The 14,742-nt window shown below is 36.8% G+C and carries 18 protein-coding genes; 15 read left to right on the forward strand and 3 right to left on the reverse strand.

The features are described 5' to 3' along the window. Window positions 1-15 precede the first annotated feature (15 nt). The 10 genes from yidA to EJN90_RS11575 all read left to right on the forward strand — a co-directional run bounded on the left by yidA (window position 16) and on the right by EJN90_RS11575 (window position 7,514). Window positions 16-825 (forward strand): sugar-phosphatase, encoded by an 810-nt coding sequence (gene yidA, locus EJN90_RS11530; RefSeq protein WP_126111390.1) that lies wholly within the window; start codon window positions 16-18, stop codon window positions 823-825. A gap of 25 nt (window positions 826-850) precedes the next feature. Beyond that, on the forward strand, window positions 851-1,867 hold the full coding sequence (gene ftsY, locus EJN90_RS11535) for a signal recognition particle-docking protein FtsY (RefSeq protein ID WP_126111392.1): 1,017 nt from the start codon (window positions 851-853) through the stop codon (window positions 1,865-1,867). 170 nt (window positions 1,868-2,037) lie between these two features. Further along, on the forward strand, window positions 2,038-2,376 hold the full coding sequence (locus tag EJN90_RS11540) for a putative DNA-binding protein (protein ID WP_126111394.1): 339 nt from the start codon (window positions 2,038-2,040) through the stop codon (window positions 2,374-2,376). A 20-nt stretch (window positions 2,377-2,396) separates the two neighbouring features. Continuing rightward, window positions 2,397-3,812, forward strand: coding sequence for a signal recognition particle protein (ffh, locus tag EJN90_RS11545; protein ID WP_126111396.1), 1,416 nt, complete (start codon window positions 2,397-2,399; stop codon window positions 3,810-3,812). An 89-nt stretch (window positions 3,813-3,901) separates the two neighbouring features. Beyond that, complete coding sequence (gene rpsP, locus EJN90_RS11550) at window positions 3,902-4,174, forward strand: 30S ribosomal protein S16 (RefSeq protein WP_126111398.1); 273 nt, start codon at window positions 3,902-3,904, stop codon at window positions 4,172-4,174. A gap of 59 nt (window positions 4,175-4,233) precedes the next feature. Beyond that, window positions 4,234-4,479, forward strand: a complete 246-nt coding sequence (locus tag EJN90_RS11555; protein ID WP_126111400.1) for a KH domain-containing protein — start codon at window positions 4,234-4,236, stop codon at window positions 4,477-4,479. 110 nt (window positions 4,480-4,589) lie between these two features. Beyond that, on the forward strand, window positions 4,590-5,108 hold the full coding sequence (gene rimM, locus EJN90_RS11560) for a ribosome maturation factor RimM (protein WP_126112457.1): 519 nt from the start codon (window positions 4,590-4,592) through the stop codon (window positions 5,106-5,108). Continuing rightward, window positions 5,105-5,845, forward strand: a complete 741-nt coding sequence (gene trmD / locus EJN90_RS11565) for a tRNA (guanosine(37)-N1)-methyltransferase TrmD (protein WP_126111402.1) — start codon at window positions 5,105-5,107, stop codon at window positions 5,843-5,845. Before rimM ends, trmD begins: the two co-directional genes overlap by 4 nt. Before the next feature lie 146 nt (window positions 5,846-5,991). Further along, window positions 5,992-6,336: a 50S ribosomal protein L19 gene (gene rplS / locus EJN90_RS11570; RefSeq protein ID WP_126111404.1), complete on the forward strand. Its 345-nt coding sequence runs from the start codon at window positions 5,992-5,994 to the stop codon at window positions 6,334-6,336. A gap of 749 nt (window positions 6,337-7,085) precedes the next feature. After that, entirely contained in the window at window positions 7,086-7,514 is a 429-nt protein-coding gene (locus EJN90_RS11575; RefSeq protein WP_126111406.1) for a hypothetical protein, read from the forward strand. Between the two features lie 58 nt (window positions 7,515-7,572). Here EJN90_RS11575 and EJN90_RS11580 read toward each other — a convergent pair whose 3' ends face one another. Further along, a complete protein-coding gene (locus tag EJN90_RS11580) occupies window positions 7,573-8,931 on the reverse strand; it encodes an FAD-dependent oxidoreductase (protein ID WP_126111408.1) in 1,359 nt (452 codons plus the stop codon). Between the two features lie 158 nt (window positions 8,932-9,089). Continuing rightward, a complete protein-coding gene (locus EJN90_RS11585) occupies window positions 9,090-9,905 on the reverse strand; it encodes a Cof-type HAD-IIB family hydrolase (protein ID WP_126111410.1) in 816 nt (271 codons plus the stop codon). 99 nt (window positions 9,906-10,004) lie between these two features. Between EJN90_RS11585 and EJN90_RS11590 the strand changes: the two genes are divergently transcribed. Both EJN90_RS11590 and EJN90_RS11595 read left to right on the forward strand, forming a co-directional pair. Continuing rightward, window positions 10,005-10,760 (forward strand): prolyl oligopeptidase family serine peptidase, encoded by a 756-nt coding sequence (locus EJN90_RS11590; protein ID WP_126111412.1) that lies wholly within the window; start codon window positions 10,005-10,007, stop codon window positions 10,758-10,760. Window positions 10,761-10,826: 66 nt separating this feature from the next. Beyond that, entirely contained in the window at window positions 10,827-11,159 is a 333-nt protein-coding gene (locus EJN90_RS11595; RefSeq protein ID WP_126111414.1) for a metal-sulfur cluster assembly factor, read from the forward strand. 90 nt (window positions 11,160-11,249) lie between these two features. On the opposite strand, the gene EJN90_RS11600 is transcribed toward EJN90_RS11595, so the two are convergent. Continuing rightward, on the reverse strand, window positions 11,250-12,005 hold the full coding sequence (locus EJN90_RS11600) for a helix-turn-helix domain-containing protein (protein WP_164544080.1): 756 nt from the start codon (window positions 12,003-12,005) through the stop codon (window positions 11,250-11,252). A 194-nt stretch (window positions 12,006-12,199) separates the two neighbouring features. Between EJN90_RS11600 and EJN90_RS11605 the strand changes: the two genes are divergently transcribed. Genes EJN90_RS11605 through EJN90_RS11615 form a run of 3 tightly spaced genes read left to right on the forward strand, consistent with a single transcriptional unit; the run spans window position 12,200 to window position 14,738 of the window. Further along, on the forward strand, window positions 12,200-12,841 hold the full coding sequence (locus EJN90_RS11605; protein ID WP_126111418.1) for a YesL family protein: 642 nt from the start codon (window positions 12,200-12,202) through the stop codon (window positions 12,839-12,841). A gap of 14 nt (window positions 12,842-12,855) precedes the next feature. Continuing rightward, on the forward strand, window positions 12,856-13,812 hold the full coding sequence (locus EJN90_RS11610) for an ABC transporter permease (protein ID WP_126111420.1): 957 nt from the start codon (window positions 12,856-12,858) through the stop codon (window positions 13,810-13,812). Then, window positions 13,812-14,738 (forward strand): carbohydrate ABC transporter permease, encoded by a 927-nt coding sequence (locus EJN90_RS11615; protein ID WP_126111422.1) that lies wholly within the window; start codon window positions 13,812-13,814, stop codon window positions 14,736-14,738. Before EJN90_RS11610 ends, EJN90_RS11615 begins: the two co-directional genes overlap by 1 nt. Window positions 14,739-14,742: the final 4 nt, after the last annotated feature.

Here is a 14,742-nt window from a genome sequence, read left to right on the forward strand (position 1 = left end):
AGAGGAGAACGATGCATGATAAAGTTGATTGCTCTGGATTTGGATGGAACATTATTGAATTCAGAAAAGAAGATTAGTGAAGGAAACAAAAACGCTATTCAATTAGCAAAAGAAAAAGGCGTGAAAGTCGTTCTCTGTTCCGGCAGGCCGCTAAAAGGAATCAAACGTTATTTAGAAGAGTTAAACTTATTGGATGAGGGTGATTTTTCTATTACTTATAATGGCGGACTCGTTCAAAAAAATAAGACATCAGAAATCGTATCACAAAAAACTTTGTCTTATCACCAAATTCAAGAATTATATGAACTGAGCCAGCAATTAAATATACCTATGAATATGTTAGACTTAGAGTATGTATATGAACCCGCATATCCAAAAAATCGGGAGTCGCTTTATCCGAGCTTAATGAGTGCAAGCTTACCGTTTGTAAAAAAAGACATTAATTCTTTTAAAGAGGCTCATCAATTTAATAAAGTTGTTTATTGTACACCACCAGATGTGTTGGATGATGCCATTGCCAAAATACCATCTGCTTACTTTGAGAAGTACTCAATGATGAAATCCCGTCCATTACTTTTTGAAATTATGCATCCTGAAGTGAATAAAGGAAAAGGCATTGATTCGTTGTGTAACATACTAGGCTATACAAAAGATGAAGTGATGGCTTGTGGCGATGAAGAAAATGATCTGGCAATGCTTGAATATGCTGGTACAGCTGTCGTAATGGAAAACGCCAGAGATGAAGTGAAAGAGTATGCATCTTTTGTAACGAAAACAAACGATGAAGACGGAGTTGCACATGCAATCCAACAATTTGTTTTATAAAATTCAGAAATAAGGGTGTGATGATATGGGATTGTTTGATCGCATTAAACGAGCATTTACTGGAGAAGATGTTACAACAGAACCAGTAAACGAAGAGAAACGAATTGTTATTGAAAAATTTGACAAGGGAATGGAAAAAACCCGGAAAAGTTTTTCTGAGAAAATAAATGAACTTTTCGCTGGATTTAGAGAAGTTGATGAGGACTTTTTCGATGACTTAGAAGAAGTACTGATTTCTGCTGATGTTGGTTTTGATATGACACTTGCCATTTCGGATGTTCTCCGTGAAGAAGTAAGATTACGAAATGTTCGTACGGGAGAGCAAGTTAAAAATGTCATTGTTGAAAAAATGGTTGAGATTTATGAAAAGGGTGAAGTGGGACTTCCAACGATTAACGAAAATAAAAATGGATTAACGGTAATTTTATTTGTAGGAGTTAATGGAGTAGGTAAAACAACGACCATCGGAAAATATGCTCACAAATTAAGAAATGAAGGCAAAAAAGTATTGCTTGCGGCTGGAGACACATTCCGTGCTGGAGCAATTGAACAATTAGAAGTTTGGGCTGAGAGAGTTCAGGTGGATGTCGTTACAAGCGACGCGCATTCAGATCCTGCATCGGTTGTTTTTGATGCTTTGAAAAAAGGTCAAAAAGAAGAATATGATTACCTGCTGATCGATACAGCGGGTCGCCTCCAAAATAAAGTGAACCTAATGAAAGAATTAGAAAAAATCAACCGGATTATTAGTCGTGAGATTCCAGAAGGGGCTTCAGAAACATTACTTGTTTTGGATGCTACGACAGGGCAAAATGCTTTGATTCAAGCAAAACAATTCAAAGAAACAACCAATGTTACCGGCTTGATTTTAACGAAATTAGATGGAACCGCAAAGGGCGGTGTTATTTTAGCAATTCGCCAAGAATTAGCTATTCCCGTAAAATTTGTAGGATTAGGTGAAGGTATGGATGATTTACAAGTTTTCGATCCTGAACAGTACATTTATGGATTAGTTAAAGATTTAGTTGAAGTAAAAGCTTAGACTAATAAAAGAAATGAGGTGTATGATTTGAAAAAAGTCAATCATCTCATTTCTTTTGCCAGTGTTAAAGAAAAAAATAAGTTGACTAATCTTGATGTAATAGGTAACCTTATGAATGACGTAAAGATTTAATACTTGACGGCATAGAAGAGTGAAATGGAGGATCTATCTTGGAAATTGAAAAGACTAATTATATGAACACTTTATTCGAATTCTATAGTATTTTGCTTACGAATAAGCAAAAAGGTTATCTCTCCCTCTATTATGGCGATGATTATTCATTAGGTGAAATTGCTGATGAGTTTGAAGTAAGCAGACAAGCAATTTATGATAATATCAAACGAACAGAAAAAATCCTTATTAATTATGAAAAAAAACTTCATTTAGTTGAAAATTTTCTTCTGCGAAAAGAAGTATTGGATCAATTAAAAGAATATGCAACAGAGAAATATCCAAGTGATAACGAAATACAAAGAATGATTCAATTAATTGAATCATTTGACGAATAGAATATAGGATGTGAAGAAATATGGCATTTGAAGGCCTGTCGGAACGCTTACAAGGCGCAATGACAAAAATTGGTAAAAAAGGAAGAATTACCGAAGCTGACTTAAAAGAAATGATGCGTGAAGTTCGTCTCGCGTTACTTGAAGCCGACGTAAACTTTCGTGTAGTAAAAGATTTTGTAAAAAAAGTGAATGAACGGGCATTAGGGTCCGATGTATTAGAATCTTTGTCACCTGCTCAACAAGTAGTAAAAATCGTTAACGAAGAACTGACCGAATTGATGGGTGGAGAACAAGAACCATTTCTTTTCTCTAAAAAACCACCTACTGTTGTAATGATGGTTGGTTTGCAAGGGGCCGGTAAAACGACCACAGCTGGCAAGTTAGCGAATTATATGAAAAAACGTGAAAATAAACGTCCTTTATTAGCTGCAGCAGACGTATATCGTCCAGCAGCGATTGACCAGCTGCAAACCATTGGGAAACAATTGGATTTCCCGGTTTATCAAAAAGGCGTGGAAGCGAATCCCGTAGCAATTGCAGAAGAGGCGGTTGAGGAAGCACGAATGACGGGACGCGACCTTGTTATTATTGATACGGCAGGTCGTCTTCACGTAGACGAACTTTTAATGACCGAATTGAAAAATATTAAAGCTGCTGTGCAACCAGACGAAATTCTGTTTACAGTAGATGCAATGACCGGGCAAGACGCGGTAAATGTAGCGAAAGCATTTAATGAGCAATTAGGTATTACTGGGGTTATTTTAACGAAGTTAGACGGAGATACTCGTGGTGGTTCTGCTTTGTCAATCCGTTCCGTAACGGGTAAACCAATTAAATTTACCGGTCAAGGAGAAAAATTAGACGATATTGAACCGTTCTATCCGGATCGTATGGCCTCTCGTATCCTTGGTATGGGAGATATGCTGACGCTGATTGAAAGAGCACAGCAGGATTATGATGAAGTAAAAGCGCAAGAAATGGCGGATAAAATCCGTGAGAATACTTTTGATTTTAATGATTTTATTGATCAAATGGACCAAGTTTCAAATATGGGGCCGATTGAAGATATCTTAAAGATGATACCAGGGATGAGTAACTGGCCGGGTATTGACCAAGTGAAAGTTGATCCAAAAGATATGGCACATATGAAGGCAATTGTCCTTTCCATGACTCCGGAAGAACGAGAAAATCCTGAAATTCTGTCTCAAAGCAGACGAAGAAGAATTGCAAAAGGTTCCGCACGTTCCTTACAAGAAGTAAACCGTATGATTAAACAGTTTAATGAATCTCGTAAAATGATGAATAAAATGTCTAAAGGAAACTTTGATGGCATGGAAGGCTTGCTTGGAAATGGACCGAAAGGGAAATTAGGCCAGCTGGCAATGAAACAAATGTCCCGAAAAATGGGCAAGAAAAAGAAAAGAAAAAAAAGATAAGACTGTAAAGAAAAAATACTTTACAAGCTATAATTAAACTGGTATGATATCACTTGTGAGATTGAGACAAATGGAGGTGTATTTATAAAATGGCAGTAAAAATCCGTCTAAAACGTATGGGTTCTAAAAGAAATCCATTCTACAGAGTTGTTGTAGCTGATTCCCGCGCACCACGTGATGGTCGCTTCATCGAAAAAGTTGGTACTTATAACCCAGTTGTTGAACCAGCTGAAGTAAAATTTGATGAGGAACTAGTCCTAAAATGGTTGGCAAACGGTGCACAACCATCTGATACAGTTAGAAACTTACTTTCTCAAGAAGGTATCATGAAGAAATTCCATGAATCTAAAACAGCTAAATAATTTGTTTGGATAATAAGTATTCAGAAGCATTGAATTCAACCAAAAGGATGGTGGTTTACATGCCTGATATTAAAGAATTGATTCTAACAATGGTTACCCCTCTAGTTGAACATCAGGATGACATCACGATTGATATTAAAGAAACAAATGATTTCTATGAATATCATCTTGCTGTTCACCCAGAAGATGTAGGGCGTGTCATTGGAAAACAAGGTCGAGTTGCTCGTGCAATTCGAACAATTGTATATAGTGTGCGAACTAAAAAATCGAAGCGTGTTCGTCTAGTTATAGAAGGAGCAGAGTAGATTTTTAGGACACTATTATAAATGCATATACAAAATAAAGCGGACATTCATTTGAAAAGGTGAACTTGTCCCTTTTTTTGTAGGGAAGAGCCATAAAAGAGGTGAAAATGATGGAAAACTATTTAGAGGTAGGTAAAATCGTCAATACGCAAGGATTAAAAGGTGAAATTCGTGTGATATCTGTTACTGATTTTGCAGAGGAACGTTACAAAAAAGGTTCTGTCCTAACTATTTTTCAAGATGGTAAAGAACCGGTTGAAATAACTGTAAGCAGTCATAGAAAGCATAAAAACTTTGATATCTTAACCTTTGAAGGGCATTCACGGATTGAAGATGTAGAAGGATACAAGGGATCCATTTTGAAAGTTTCAAAAGAACATATCCAAGAATTAGAAGGTGAAGAATACTATTACCATCAGATTATTGGATTATCGGTTGTTACAGAGGATGGTACGCAGCTGGGAACCATTAAAGAAATATTGTCACCTGGTGCAAATGATGTGTGGGTAGTCGGAGAAAAAGGAAAAAAAGATTTGTTGATTCCATATATTAAAGATGTTGTGAATGAAGTAAATTTAGAAGAAGGAATGGTTATCGTTACGTTGTTGGAAGGAATGTTAGAGGAATGAGAATTGATGTCTTGACACTTTTTCCGAATATGTTTGACGGGCCAATGAGTGAGTCTATTATTGGAAAAGCAATTGAAAAAGAGCTTGTAGAAATTAAAACGACCAATTTCCGTGATTATACAGAGAACAAACATAACATGGTAGACGATTATCCTTTTGGTGGAGGAGCTGGGATGCTTCTGACAGCTCAACCTATTGTCGATAGCATCGATGCGATTAAAAAGTCTCAGCCAGAGACAAAGAAGCGGATTATTTTAATGGACCCAGCTGGAAAAAAGTACGATCAAAAGTTAGCTGAAGAGCTTTCTCAAGAGGAACACTTAATTTTTATTTGTGGTCATTATGAAGGTTTTGATGAGCGGATAAAATCCCATGTAACGGATGAAGTTTCAATTGGAGACTTTATTCTAACAGGGGGAGAATTAGGTGCTATGGTAATAATCGATAGTGTGGTTCGTTTATTACCAGAGACATTAGGAAATGTGTTATCCAATCAGACGGACTCTTTTTCAACAGGTTTACTGGAGCATCCTCAATACACAAGACCACGCTCTTTTAGAGGGGAAGAAGTGCCAGAAGTACTGTTAAGCGGCAACCATGCCAAGATAGCTGAGTGGCAAGAAAAAGCGTCTCTACGCAAGACGTTGGAGAGACGACCAGATTTGTTGGAAAAAATCGAATTAACTGAACAACAGGAGAAATGGCTGCAAGAAATTAAGGAAGAATTAGATGAGTAATTTATATCGTATAAAGAAAAAGCCCTTTACAGACATTAGAAATTATGATAAACTCTTACGAGTGAGCAGGAGACTGCTCTAAGATAACGATATTCCGCTGATAGATAAAGCTATGTATGAATATTTGTTGGAAGGAGAAAAAAGAAATGAACTTAATCGAATCAATTACACAAGAACAATTACGTAATGATATTCCTGCTTTCCGTCCTGGAGACACGGTTCGCGTACACGCGCGCGTTGTCGAAGGAGAGAGAGAACGTATCCAACTTTTCGAAGGCGTTGTTATTAAGCGTCGCGGACAAGGGATCAGCGAAACTTACACAGTTCGTAAAATTTCAAATGGTGTTGGCGTTGAGCGTACATTCCCAATCCATACACCACGTGTTGCACAAATTGAAGTAGTTCGTCACGGTCGAGTACGTCGTGCAAAACTATATTACTTGCGTGCATTACACGGAAAAGCAGCTCGTATTCCAGAACGTCGCCGTTAATATTTCAAATAGCAGTACCTCAGAGCCAAATCATCGTGATTTGGCTCTTTTTATAGAGTCAGGGTAGTACAAGTCCTGTCATCGATGTTTATCTATCAAGTCTTGGCCTCGTGAAAAAAAGGCCCTATCCTCGCTCGCTTTTCTATGAGAGAGTTGGCTTACGAATACGGAAACTTTTATAGAAACAGATGTTCAAATGGTATGTGAGGGTTGAACATCTTCATTTTTAAAAAAACACGATGTTCAATAGGAAATTTAACGTTGAACATCGTTATTCTAAAAAAATAAAGATATTCAGCTTTTAAAAGGAGTTTGAACATCTTTATTTTAGACAAGGGTAGTATAAGTCCTGGATTCGTGAATAAAGACAAATTTTATTAATGGCACGCTTCGCTGCTTATTAGGGGAAAAAACCTATTTCTCATAGGGCAAAGCGGACTTGTCAGTTTTTTTATAGACTAGGGGATTATAAGTTCAGCCATCAATGTCTAGCTCCCAAGTCCTGACCTAGTGAAAAAAAGATAAATTTGCCCCATTGCGCGCTTCGCTGCTCATTCAGGGTCAAATTTCCTATTTTTTCATAGGTCAAGGCGGACTTGTCCGCTTTTCTTAATAACTGGTTCTGTGAGTTGATAGTGCTGTGCCTAAAAGCAATCTTACTTTTATAAACAATTAAAAGAGAAATTATTCTAGGCACTGTTTGCAATTATGTTATACTAATAAAAGAAATAAAGAGAGGGGATAAGTTTGTGCAAATTTTAGAAGAATTAGATAAGTTATTCGCTGAGAAAAAATTACCATTAAAAAGACAAGAAATTGTAAATAACCAAACTCTGTATCAAGGATCTTTTTTAGTTCGCCCTGGCAAAAAAGTTCCTTTTGGAATTGTTATTGTAAATGGAGAAGGGGTCGTTGATTTCCAGATTACTTTTAAACAAATTGGCTATTTAACAAATTATAATGATAAAGCAAAACTTCTTGAAGTAATCAATGAATTAAATCTAGGCAAAGCTTTCTATTATAAAGTCTCTCTTGCAGGGGATGGCGAGATTTTAATGAGAACAATGGCGAAAACAACAGAAGATGTCCGACCATTGTATGAAATGTTGATTGTTGGGTCAAATGTTGTTAAACAGGTTATCCAAGAAGTCGAGAAAATAGCACCACCAGTTGAATAAAATAAACAAGTAAAGGCTCAGAGAAAATTCTTTGAGCCTTTACTTGTTTCAAAAAATATTAAAATAATTGTTTGTCGCTACCAAAAGTTTGGCCAAGTGCTTGTTGAGCCAATACATTCAAGTAGTTCCAAGGGCGGTTATATCCAGGTTGGAAGAAGAAGTCAGCTTCAGCTAGATCTTCTAATGTCCAGTGAGCTGAGATTGCTACAGAAATCGTATTGATAGATGCGGTAACATCTTCTTTTGACATTAATTGTGCACCAACGATACGGTGGGAATCTTTTTCGTAATGGATTTTCATCATTACGTTTCCTTCGTCTCCCATGAATTTTGGACGAATTGCTTCTTCATAATAAGTACTTTCAACTTCTGCTGAAAGTAAGTTAGCATCGATGTCTTTTACACCTGTACAAGCAAAATGATAGTCAAACAGAGATAACCCAGAAGTTCCAGATACAGCTTTCATTTCAGCATTTTTTCCGACCATGTTTTGTGCTGCAATAATTCCTTGACGTCGTGCGTTTGATGCTAATGCGATTGCCTTATCATCATTTACAGCTGGAGCAAATGGAACTTTAGTAGCGTCTCCTGCAACATAAATATCTTCTTCAGAAGATTTCATATGGCTGTCTACTTTAACAAATCCGCGTGCATCCAATTCTAGAATACCATGCAACCATTCAGTATTCGGACGAACACCAACTGCCATGATAACAGTATCTACGTCATAAGATCCTTTGTCTGTGATTACTTTGCTCGCTTTTCCGTCAGTTGCTTCAATTTCTTGAATACATTCTCCGGTTTTTATTTTTAATCCTTTTTCTTCAGAGTGAGCTGTCAGGATATTTGTAAATTCTTTATCTAAGTATGAAGGAAGAATAGAATCAAGAATGTCAATCACTGTGGTATCAATACCAGCTTTCGTAAAAGCCTCAGCAACTTCAATTCCAATGTATCCACTTCCGACAACAACTGCTTTTTTAGCAGTTTTCATACGTTCTTTAATAGCGTCAGCCCATTCACGCCCGCGTACATAATAAACATGTTCATTATCTAATCCAGAGATTGAAAGTTCAACAGGAACAGCACCTGGACTCAAGAATAATTTATCATAGCTTTCTTCTTTTTCGCCATCATTTGTTTTAACAGTGATTGTCTTTCCTTTTGGATCTAAGCTAACAACGTCGCTATTCATATGAACATGAACGCCTTGGTCAATATATGATTGCTCATTCGCATAGTGCAAGCTATCTAATGATGGAGAGATTCCTTCCAAGTAGCTTTGAATTCCGCATGATAAAAAGGAAGCAGTCGTTCCACGTTCATACAAATGAATTTCTGCACTTGGATCTTCCTTCAAAACTGTTTGAACGACTTCGTATCCTGCATGTGATGTACCTACAACTATAATTTTCACTCAATTACCTCCGATAAATAAAAGTTTTGCCACAACTATCATTATACATTTTATTTAGAATAATTCTAGTTAAGCCGGGTTAATTGTTGAATTTGGACACAAAATAAAAAACTGATAACTTTCATTTAAATGGAAAGTTGCCAGTTTTTATTTACATATTAGGATAACTGGAAGTATTTTTCTAAATAGAGCGCCAGACCATCCTCGTTATTTGTGAACTCGGTCATGTCATTTGCAACAGAACGCAAGCGGTCAATTCCGTTCTTCATCATGACACCGTGCCCAGCATAGTCAAGCATTTCAAAGTCATTATCTTCATCACCGAATGCAAGGATATCGGTTTGGCTAATTCCGTAATGACGAGCAACAGTTTCAACTCCCAGTGCTTTTTGGATGCCAGGTGCAACAATTTCCAAACATGGATAAGAGCCGCCCCACGTACGAACTGACAGGGTATCACTTCCATATTCATTTAAAATATTCAAACGAATGGCTTCTTGTTTATCTTCGTCAACATAAAGATTCAAGGCGGTTGGTTGTTCTTCAAATTTTGTTTTGGTTGTAACATAGGTCGAACGTGTATCTTTCGGGAAAAATTCATTTGTAGGGATTCTTTCAGTAGAAGCATACAAGGTTTCTTTTCCTTCAATCGAGAGCCAATCATAACCTAATATGTGTTGTTTTCCTAGGATATCCATAACCAAATCTAAGTCGATAGTTCTGTGATAGTAATCAGACCAACTGTTGTTTTCAGGCATATGGCAAAGGGCACCGTTGAAGTTAACCATAGGTGATTTTAAACCAATTTCAGAATAGATTTGTTTACTGTTTCGATATGGTCGACCTGTGGCGATTAATACGTGGTGGCCATTGTTTTGCAGTGATTGTAATGTACGAACGGTTCTTTTTGAAAGTAAGGATTGATTGTTAAGAGTCGTACCGTCTAAATCAATCGCAATGATTTTTTTGTTCATTTCGTTAAAAGCTTCCTTTCGTATAGCTAGAATACTTCATCTCATGGTACACTAAATGAGATGAAATTTCCAGAGTGTTCACTTAACAAGGAGGAAACCATGATTTCAATTCAGCGAAAAGTTATTCATCATGTACCAGTTTTAGAAATAGTTGATAACGACAAAGAAAATGAAAAAGTTCCTTTGGCTATTTTCTTTCACGGAATCACAGGCCGAAAGGAAAGAGGGCTGGAAGCAGGATATGAACTTGCCAAACAAGGAATGCGAGTAGTTGTTCCAGATGCTTTTTTACATGGAGAGAGAAAAGAAGAAGAATTTAACGGTAAAAAAGAAATGGAATTTTGGACAATCGTATGGCATAGCATCGAAGAGTTGCCGTATCTCGTTGATCATTACGTTACTGAAAAACTTGCTCTAGCAGATCGAGTTTCTGTAACGGGCCTGTCAATGGGGGCAATCACGACATGTATGGCATTAGCGAAATATCCTTGGATTTTTGCGGGTGGCTGTTTGATGGGAAACCCAGATCCGATTGGCTTTACAGAATGGATTTTGACATCGAACTGGGTGGAAGGGATGGAACCTGTCAACAAGGAAGTGGCAGTACAGTTGATGGAACCGTTCCGTGAACTTAGCTTACAAGAATCACCAGAAAAACTTGCGGGCAGACCATTTTATATTTGGCATGGAACTGCGGATAACAGTGTTCCATTTGAGCAAATGGAGGCGTTTGTTTCAGAGATAAAAGATGAGCCTTATGCTTCTAATATGCATTATGACTACTATGAAGGACACGGACACAAGGTTCCCTATGAAATATTCGAGAAAATGGCTGCATTTTTAGGGAAACAATAGAGTATTGATAATTCTATCAATCCTTGCTATGATGCTTATAACCCTTCATAAAGGAGAGAATGATCTATGTCAGAGAACTATACTACTGAGGAAGTAGAAGAAATTAAAGAACGTGTTTTAATGGCCTTAGAACAAGTAATTGACCCGGAATTGGGAATTGATATTGTCAATTTGGGCTTAATATATGAAGTATTGTTAGAAGAAAATGGTTTTTGCCAAGTGAATATGACGCTTACTACAATGGGATGTCCATTAGCAGATGTCATCACCGATGAAATTCATCGTGCATTAAAGTCAGTTCCAGAAGTCACAGACATAAAAGTAAAACTCGTTTGGTATCCGGCATGGACAACGGAAAGAATGTCCCGCTATGCAAGAATTGCGTTGGGGATTCGATAGAAGTATGATAAAAAGACGTTCATGATGAACGTCTTTTTTGAATGTACTGGATACATAATTATAAAAGTGGCAAAATCGCAGTGTTTGTTTTCAATCATAATTATTTTCCGCCCAGTACTTTTTAGGAGATAAGCCCATTTGTTTTTTAAAGGTTTTACTGAAGTAATAGACGTCTTTAAAACCACACATGTCGGCAATCTGACTCATCGAATAACCACCTTCCGTTAAAAGTGTAGCTGCATGATTAATTCGAATGTTATTAACATAGTCAAGAATAGTGCGACCTTCCTCTTTTTTAAATAAAGTTCCGCAATAAGCAGGACTGAGTCCCACATAGTTGGCTAATTCCTCTACGGTAATGGATACAGAAAAATTTTCAGTAACATAACGCTTGATGCGATCAACATGACGATTGGAATGATTTTCAACTTTATTGAAAAGTAACTCGTGAATTAGATCAAGGAACAGAATGTGAGCTTTTATCCGATCGCGCTCATTCATCTGAAGCCAATGATATTCAATTGATTTCAAGAGGCTGTTCACACGTTCGGTAAGAGAAACTTTGGAAACGGTAGGTAATCGAAACTGTCCTTTTTTTAAATTAAAATCCATGGCAACAAAAACACAGTCTTTAGAGGGGGTGGCTTTTCGGATGCTACCGGAGGGCATGTAGACCAAATTCCCCTGAGTAGCATGGTATTCCTTTTGGTTAATGGTATAGAGAATATCGCCTTGAATAATAAGTGCTAGGGCATTTCTCTGATAGACGTGTTCGTCTAAATGCCAACCAAACGAACAATCGCGCAAGTAGTAATGTTTTAACTCCATGTTCATTAAATCGAGCATAAAAAATCCCCTCATAGCCTCTTTTTTTCCATTTAGTATAACATCCAATCCATAGTTTGTACAAAAAATGTAGATTTGTTCCATTTATTAATGTTTAATTTCTATGATAAGCTAATCGCAATAAAAGAAAGCGCATACAAAATAAAGCAAACAAGCTTTCCGTTTTGAATGATTACAAGAAAGAAGGTGACAGAATGTTCAAATATGATAGTAAGTTTGGTAGATTCATGACAAAAATATTTGATTTAATCATGCTGAATGTCTTGTTTTTACTAATGAGTATTCCAATCATTACTATCGGCGCTAATTTGGCAGCTCTATATGCAGTCTTTTTACAAATGATTGATAAAAATGAAAGTCCTGTGTTAAAAATGTATCTAAAACACTTTAAAGAGAACTTTAGACAAGCGACGACAGCTTGGCTAATTGTTTTATCTATCATTGTCGTATTGATATTGGATTTATTTGTGATTAGTGAACTAGATGGTCTAAGGAGAATAGTCGTCTACGCAACTGTTATTTTTCTGATTCTAGCTGTGGTTTACAGCTTGTTTATTTTCCCCATGATTTACAAATTTAAAAATACAATTTGGGAACAGAGTAAAAATGTTCTTTTACTGATGATGGGCTACTTTCCTTGGGTTTTGATTTTATTGGTTATCAATCTCGGTCCTCTTATGGCTGTTTATAAGTGGCTACCAAATGCGTATGGTTTGTTGATATATTTTTATTTGTTTATTGGAAGTGCGCTAACATTGTACCTGAATGCTTTTATTTTTAACAGAATATTCAATCACTTAATAGGACTTAAGAGTGAGTCGCTATTAAAAACGTAAGGGAGTGGTTTGTGTTGACGAAAAAAAATAAAAAATCTGCTTCAGTAGGCCTTGGTCGTAGTTCTTCCTGGGTCATAGCTATTAAGAGGGATTGGGAGTTGTATATTCTGCTCATTATTCCGCTAGTGATTGTTATCGCTTTCAATTATGCTAGTTTTCCTGGTCTGAGAATGGCATTTATGAATTTCAAACCTATTCTAGGTTATGAACGTAGTGAATGGGTCGGATTTGAGAACTTTATTAAGATTTTTAATGATGCTGATTTTATTAGAGCACTTAAAAATTCGATCATGTTTAACTTTCTTGATTTAATAACGGGATTCTCGGTACCTATTATTTTAGCTCTTATTATTAACGAGATACGTTTGAAACGTTTCAAACGAATTAGTCAAACTGTCTTATATTTGCCTCATTTTTTATCTTGGGCAGTTGTGGGGAGTGTGGCATATCTTTTATTTAAACCAAGTTCTGGTTTAGTGAATATTGTTTTACAAAACTTAGGGTTGATTGAAAAAGGGATTCCTTTCTTAAATGATGCGAGCCACTGGGCAGTAACCTATATTTTAATTGGTATATGGCAGTCGATGGGGTGGGGAACCATCATTTACTTGGCGGCTATGACCAGTATTAACTCAGAGCTTTACGAAGCTGCCATGATTGATGGTGCAAACCGTTGGAAACGGATCTGGCACATTACCTTGCCGGGGATTAGAGGGACAATCGTAACGCTACTCATTATGAACCTGGGTCGGGTTATGGGAAGTAATTTGGAGCGTCTAACAGCGTTGGGTAATTCACAGGTTCGGGACTATCAATACCAGTTAGCCGTTTATATTTTTGAAAAGGGTCTTGGAGGCGGTAAGTTTAGTGAAGCGACAGCAGTAGGTTTGTTTCAGTCGTTAATTGGTTTAGCTCTCGTATTATTATCAGACCGTATGGCTAAGAAAATCGGAGAGGATGGTTTGTTGTAATGGAACTTAATGCGAATATACGTAAAAAGAAAGACAAAAACCATCTGGGAACGAATGCAATGGAAAAAATCGGAATCAGCGATTTTTTAATGGCAACATTTCTATTTATTTTATGTTTAACGTGTGTTTTGCCATTCATCCATATAGCTGCGAAGTCAATCTCTTCTAATAGCGAAGTGCTGGCCCGTAATATTTACCTCATACCAAAAGGGATTAACTTCGATGCCTATGTATCGATTTTTAAAGATGGAAACATGATTTATTCAATTATTTACAGCGTTATTGTGACAGTATCATTTACTGTTTTAGGAATGCTGGTATGTATTTGTACAGCTTATCCCTTGTCAAAAAAACGCCTAAAAGGACGTAAGGGATTTACTTTTATTTTCATGTTTCCGATGTATTTCAGTGCAGGGATCATACCACAATATTTGCTCTACCAAAGTCTGGGGATTTTGAATACAGTCTGGGTTTTGATTCTGCCAGGTATTTATTCTGCTTATAATATGTTGATTATGAAAACTTATTTTCAGGCGAATTTACCAGATAGCTTGGAGGAATCGGCGGTCTTGGATGGAGCAACAAATTTCCAAATCTTATTAAGGCTTGCATTACCACTTTCAAAACCTATTATGGCGACACTGTCGTTATTTTATGCGGTTGGACGTTGGAATTCTTACGCGGACAATATGTATTTTATTCGCACTGAAAATTTAAAAATGGTGCAATATAAACTGTATCAAATGGTTTCGTCTGCAACGGAAGCTCAGACAACTTCCCTTTCGGAAGCAGCAGCCGTTCAAAGTACGCCAGAAGTTCTTCAGGCAGCAGCCGTTATGTTTGTAACCATTCCGATTATTATTATTTATCCATTTTTACAAAAATATTTTGTGAAAGGTGTCATGATTGGAGCAGTAAAAGGTTAACAAA

This window comes from Jeotgalibaca ciconiae (assembly GCF_003955755.1).
Classification (GTDB): domain Bacteria; phylum Bacillota; class Bacilli; order Lactobacillales; family Aerococcaceae; genus Jeotgalibaca; species Jeotgalibaca ciconiae.

Bases quoted from the DNA above. Each gene is read 5' to 3' on its own strand.
- yidA (WP_126111390.1), top strand. From the start codon at position 16: ATGATAAAGTTGATTGCTCTGGATTTGGATGGAACATTATTGAATTCA.
- ftsY (WP_126111392.1), top strand. From the start codon at position 851: ATGGGATTGTTTGATCGCATTAAACGAGCATTTACTGGAGAAGATGTT.
- ffh (WP_126111396.1), top strand. From the start codon at position 2,397: ATGGCATTTGAAGGCCTGTCGGAACGCTTACAAGGCGCAATGACAAAA.
- rpsP (WP_126111398.1), top strand. From the start codon at position 3,902: ATGGCAGTAAAAATCCGTCTAAAACGTATGGGTTCTAAAAGAAATCCA.
- EJN90_RS11555 (WP_126111400.1), top strand. From the start codon at position 4,234: ATGCCTGATATTAAAGAATTGATTCTAACAATGGTTACCCCTCTAGTT.
- rimM (WP_126112457.1), top strand. From the start codon at position 4,590: ATGGAAAACTATTTAGAGGTAGGTAAAATCGTCAATACGCAAGGATTA.
- trmD (WP_126111402.1), top strand. From the start codon at position 5,105: ATGAGAATTGATGTCTTGACACTTTTTCCGAATATGTTTGACGGGCCA.
- rplS (WP_126111404.1), top strand. From the start codon at position 5,992: ATGAACTTAATCGAATCAATTACACAAGAACAATTACGTAATGATATT.
- EJN90_RS11585 (WP_126111410.1), bottom strand. From the start codon at position 9,905: ATGAACAAAAAAATCATTGCGATTGATTTAGACGGTACGACTCTTAAC.
- EJN90_RS11590 (WP_126111412.1), top strand. From the start codon at position 10,005: ATGATTTCAATTCAGCGAAAAGTTATTCATCATGTACCAGTTTTAGAA.
- EJN90_RS11595 (WP_126111414.1), top strand. From the start codon at position 10,827: ATGTCAGAGAACTATACTACTGAGGAAGTAGAAGAAATTAAAGAACGT.
- EJN90_RS11600 (WP_164544080.1), bottom strand. From the start codon at position 12,005: ATGCTCGATTTAATGAACATGGAGTTAAAACATTACTACTTGCGCGAT.
- EJN90_RS11605 (WP_126111418.1), top strand. From the start codon at position 12,200: ATGTTCAAATATGATAGTAAGTTTGGTAGATTCATGACAAAAATATTT.
- EJN90_RS11615 (WP_126111422.1), top strand. From the start codon at position 13,812: ATGGAACTTAATGCGAATATACGTAAAAAGAAAGACAAAAACCATCTG.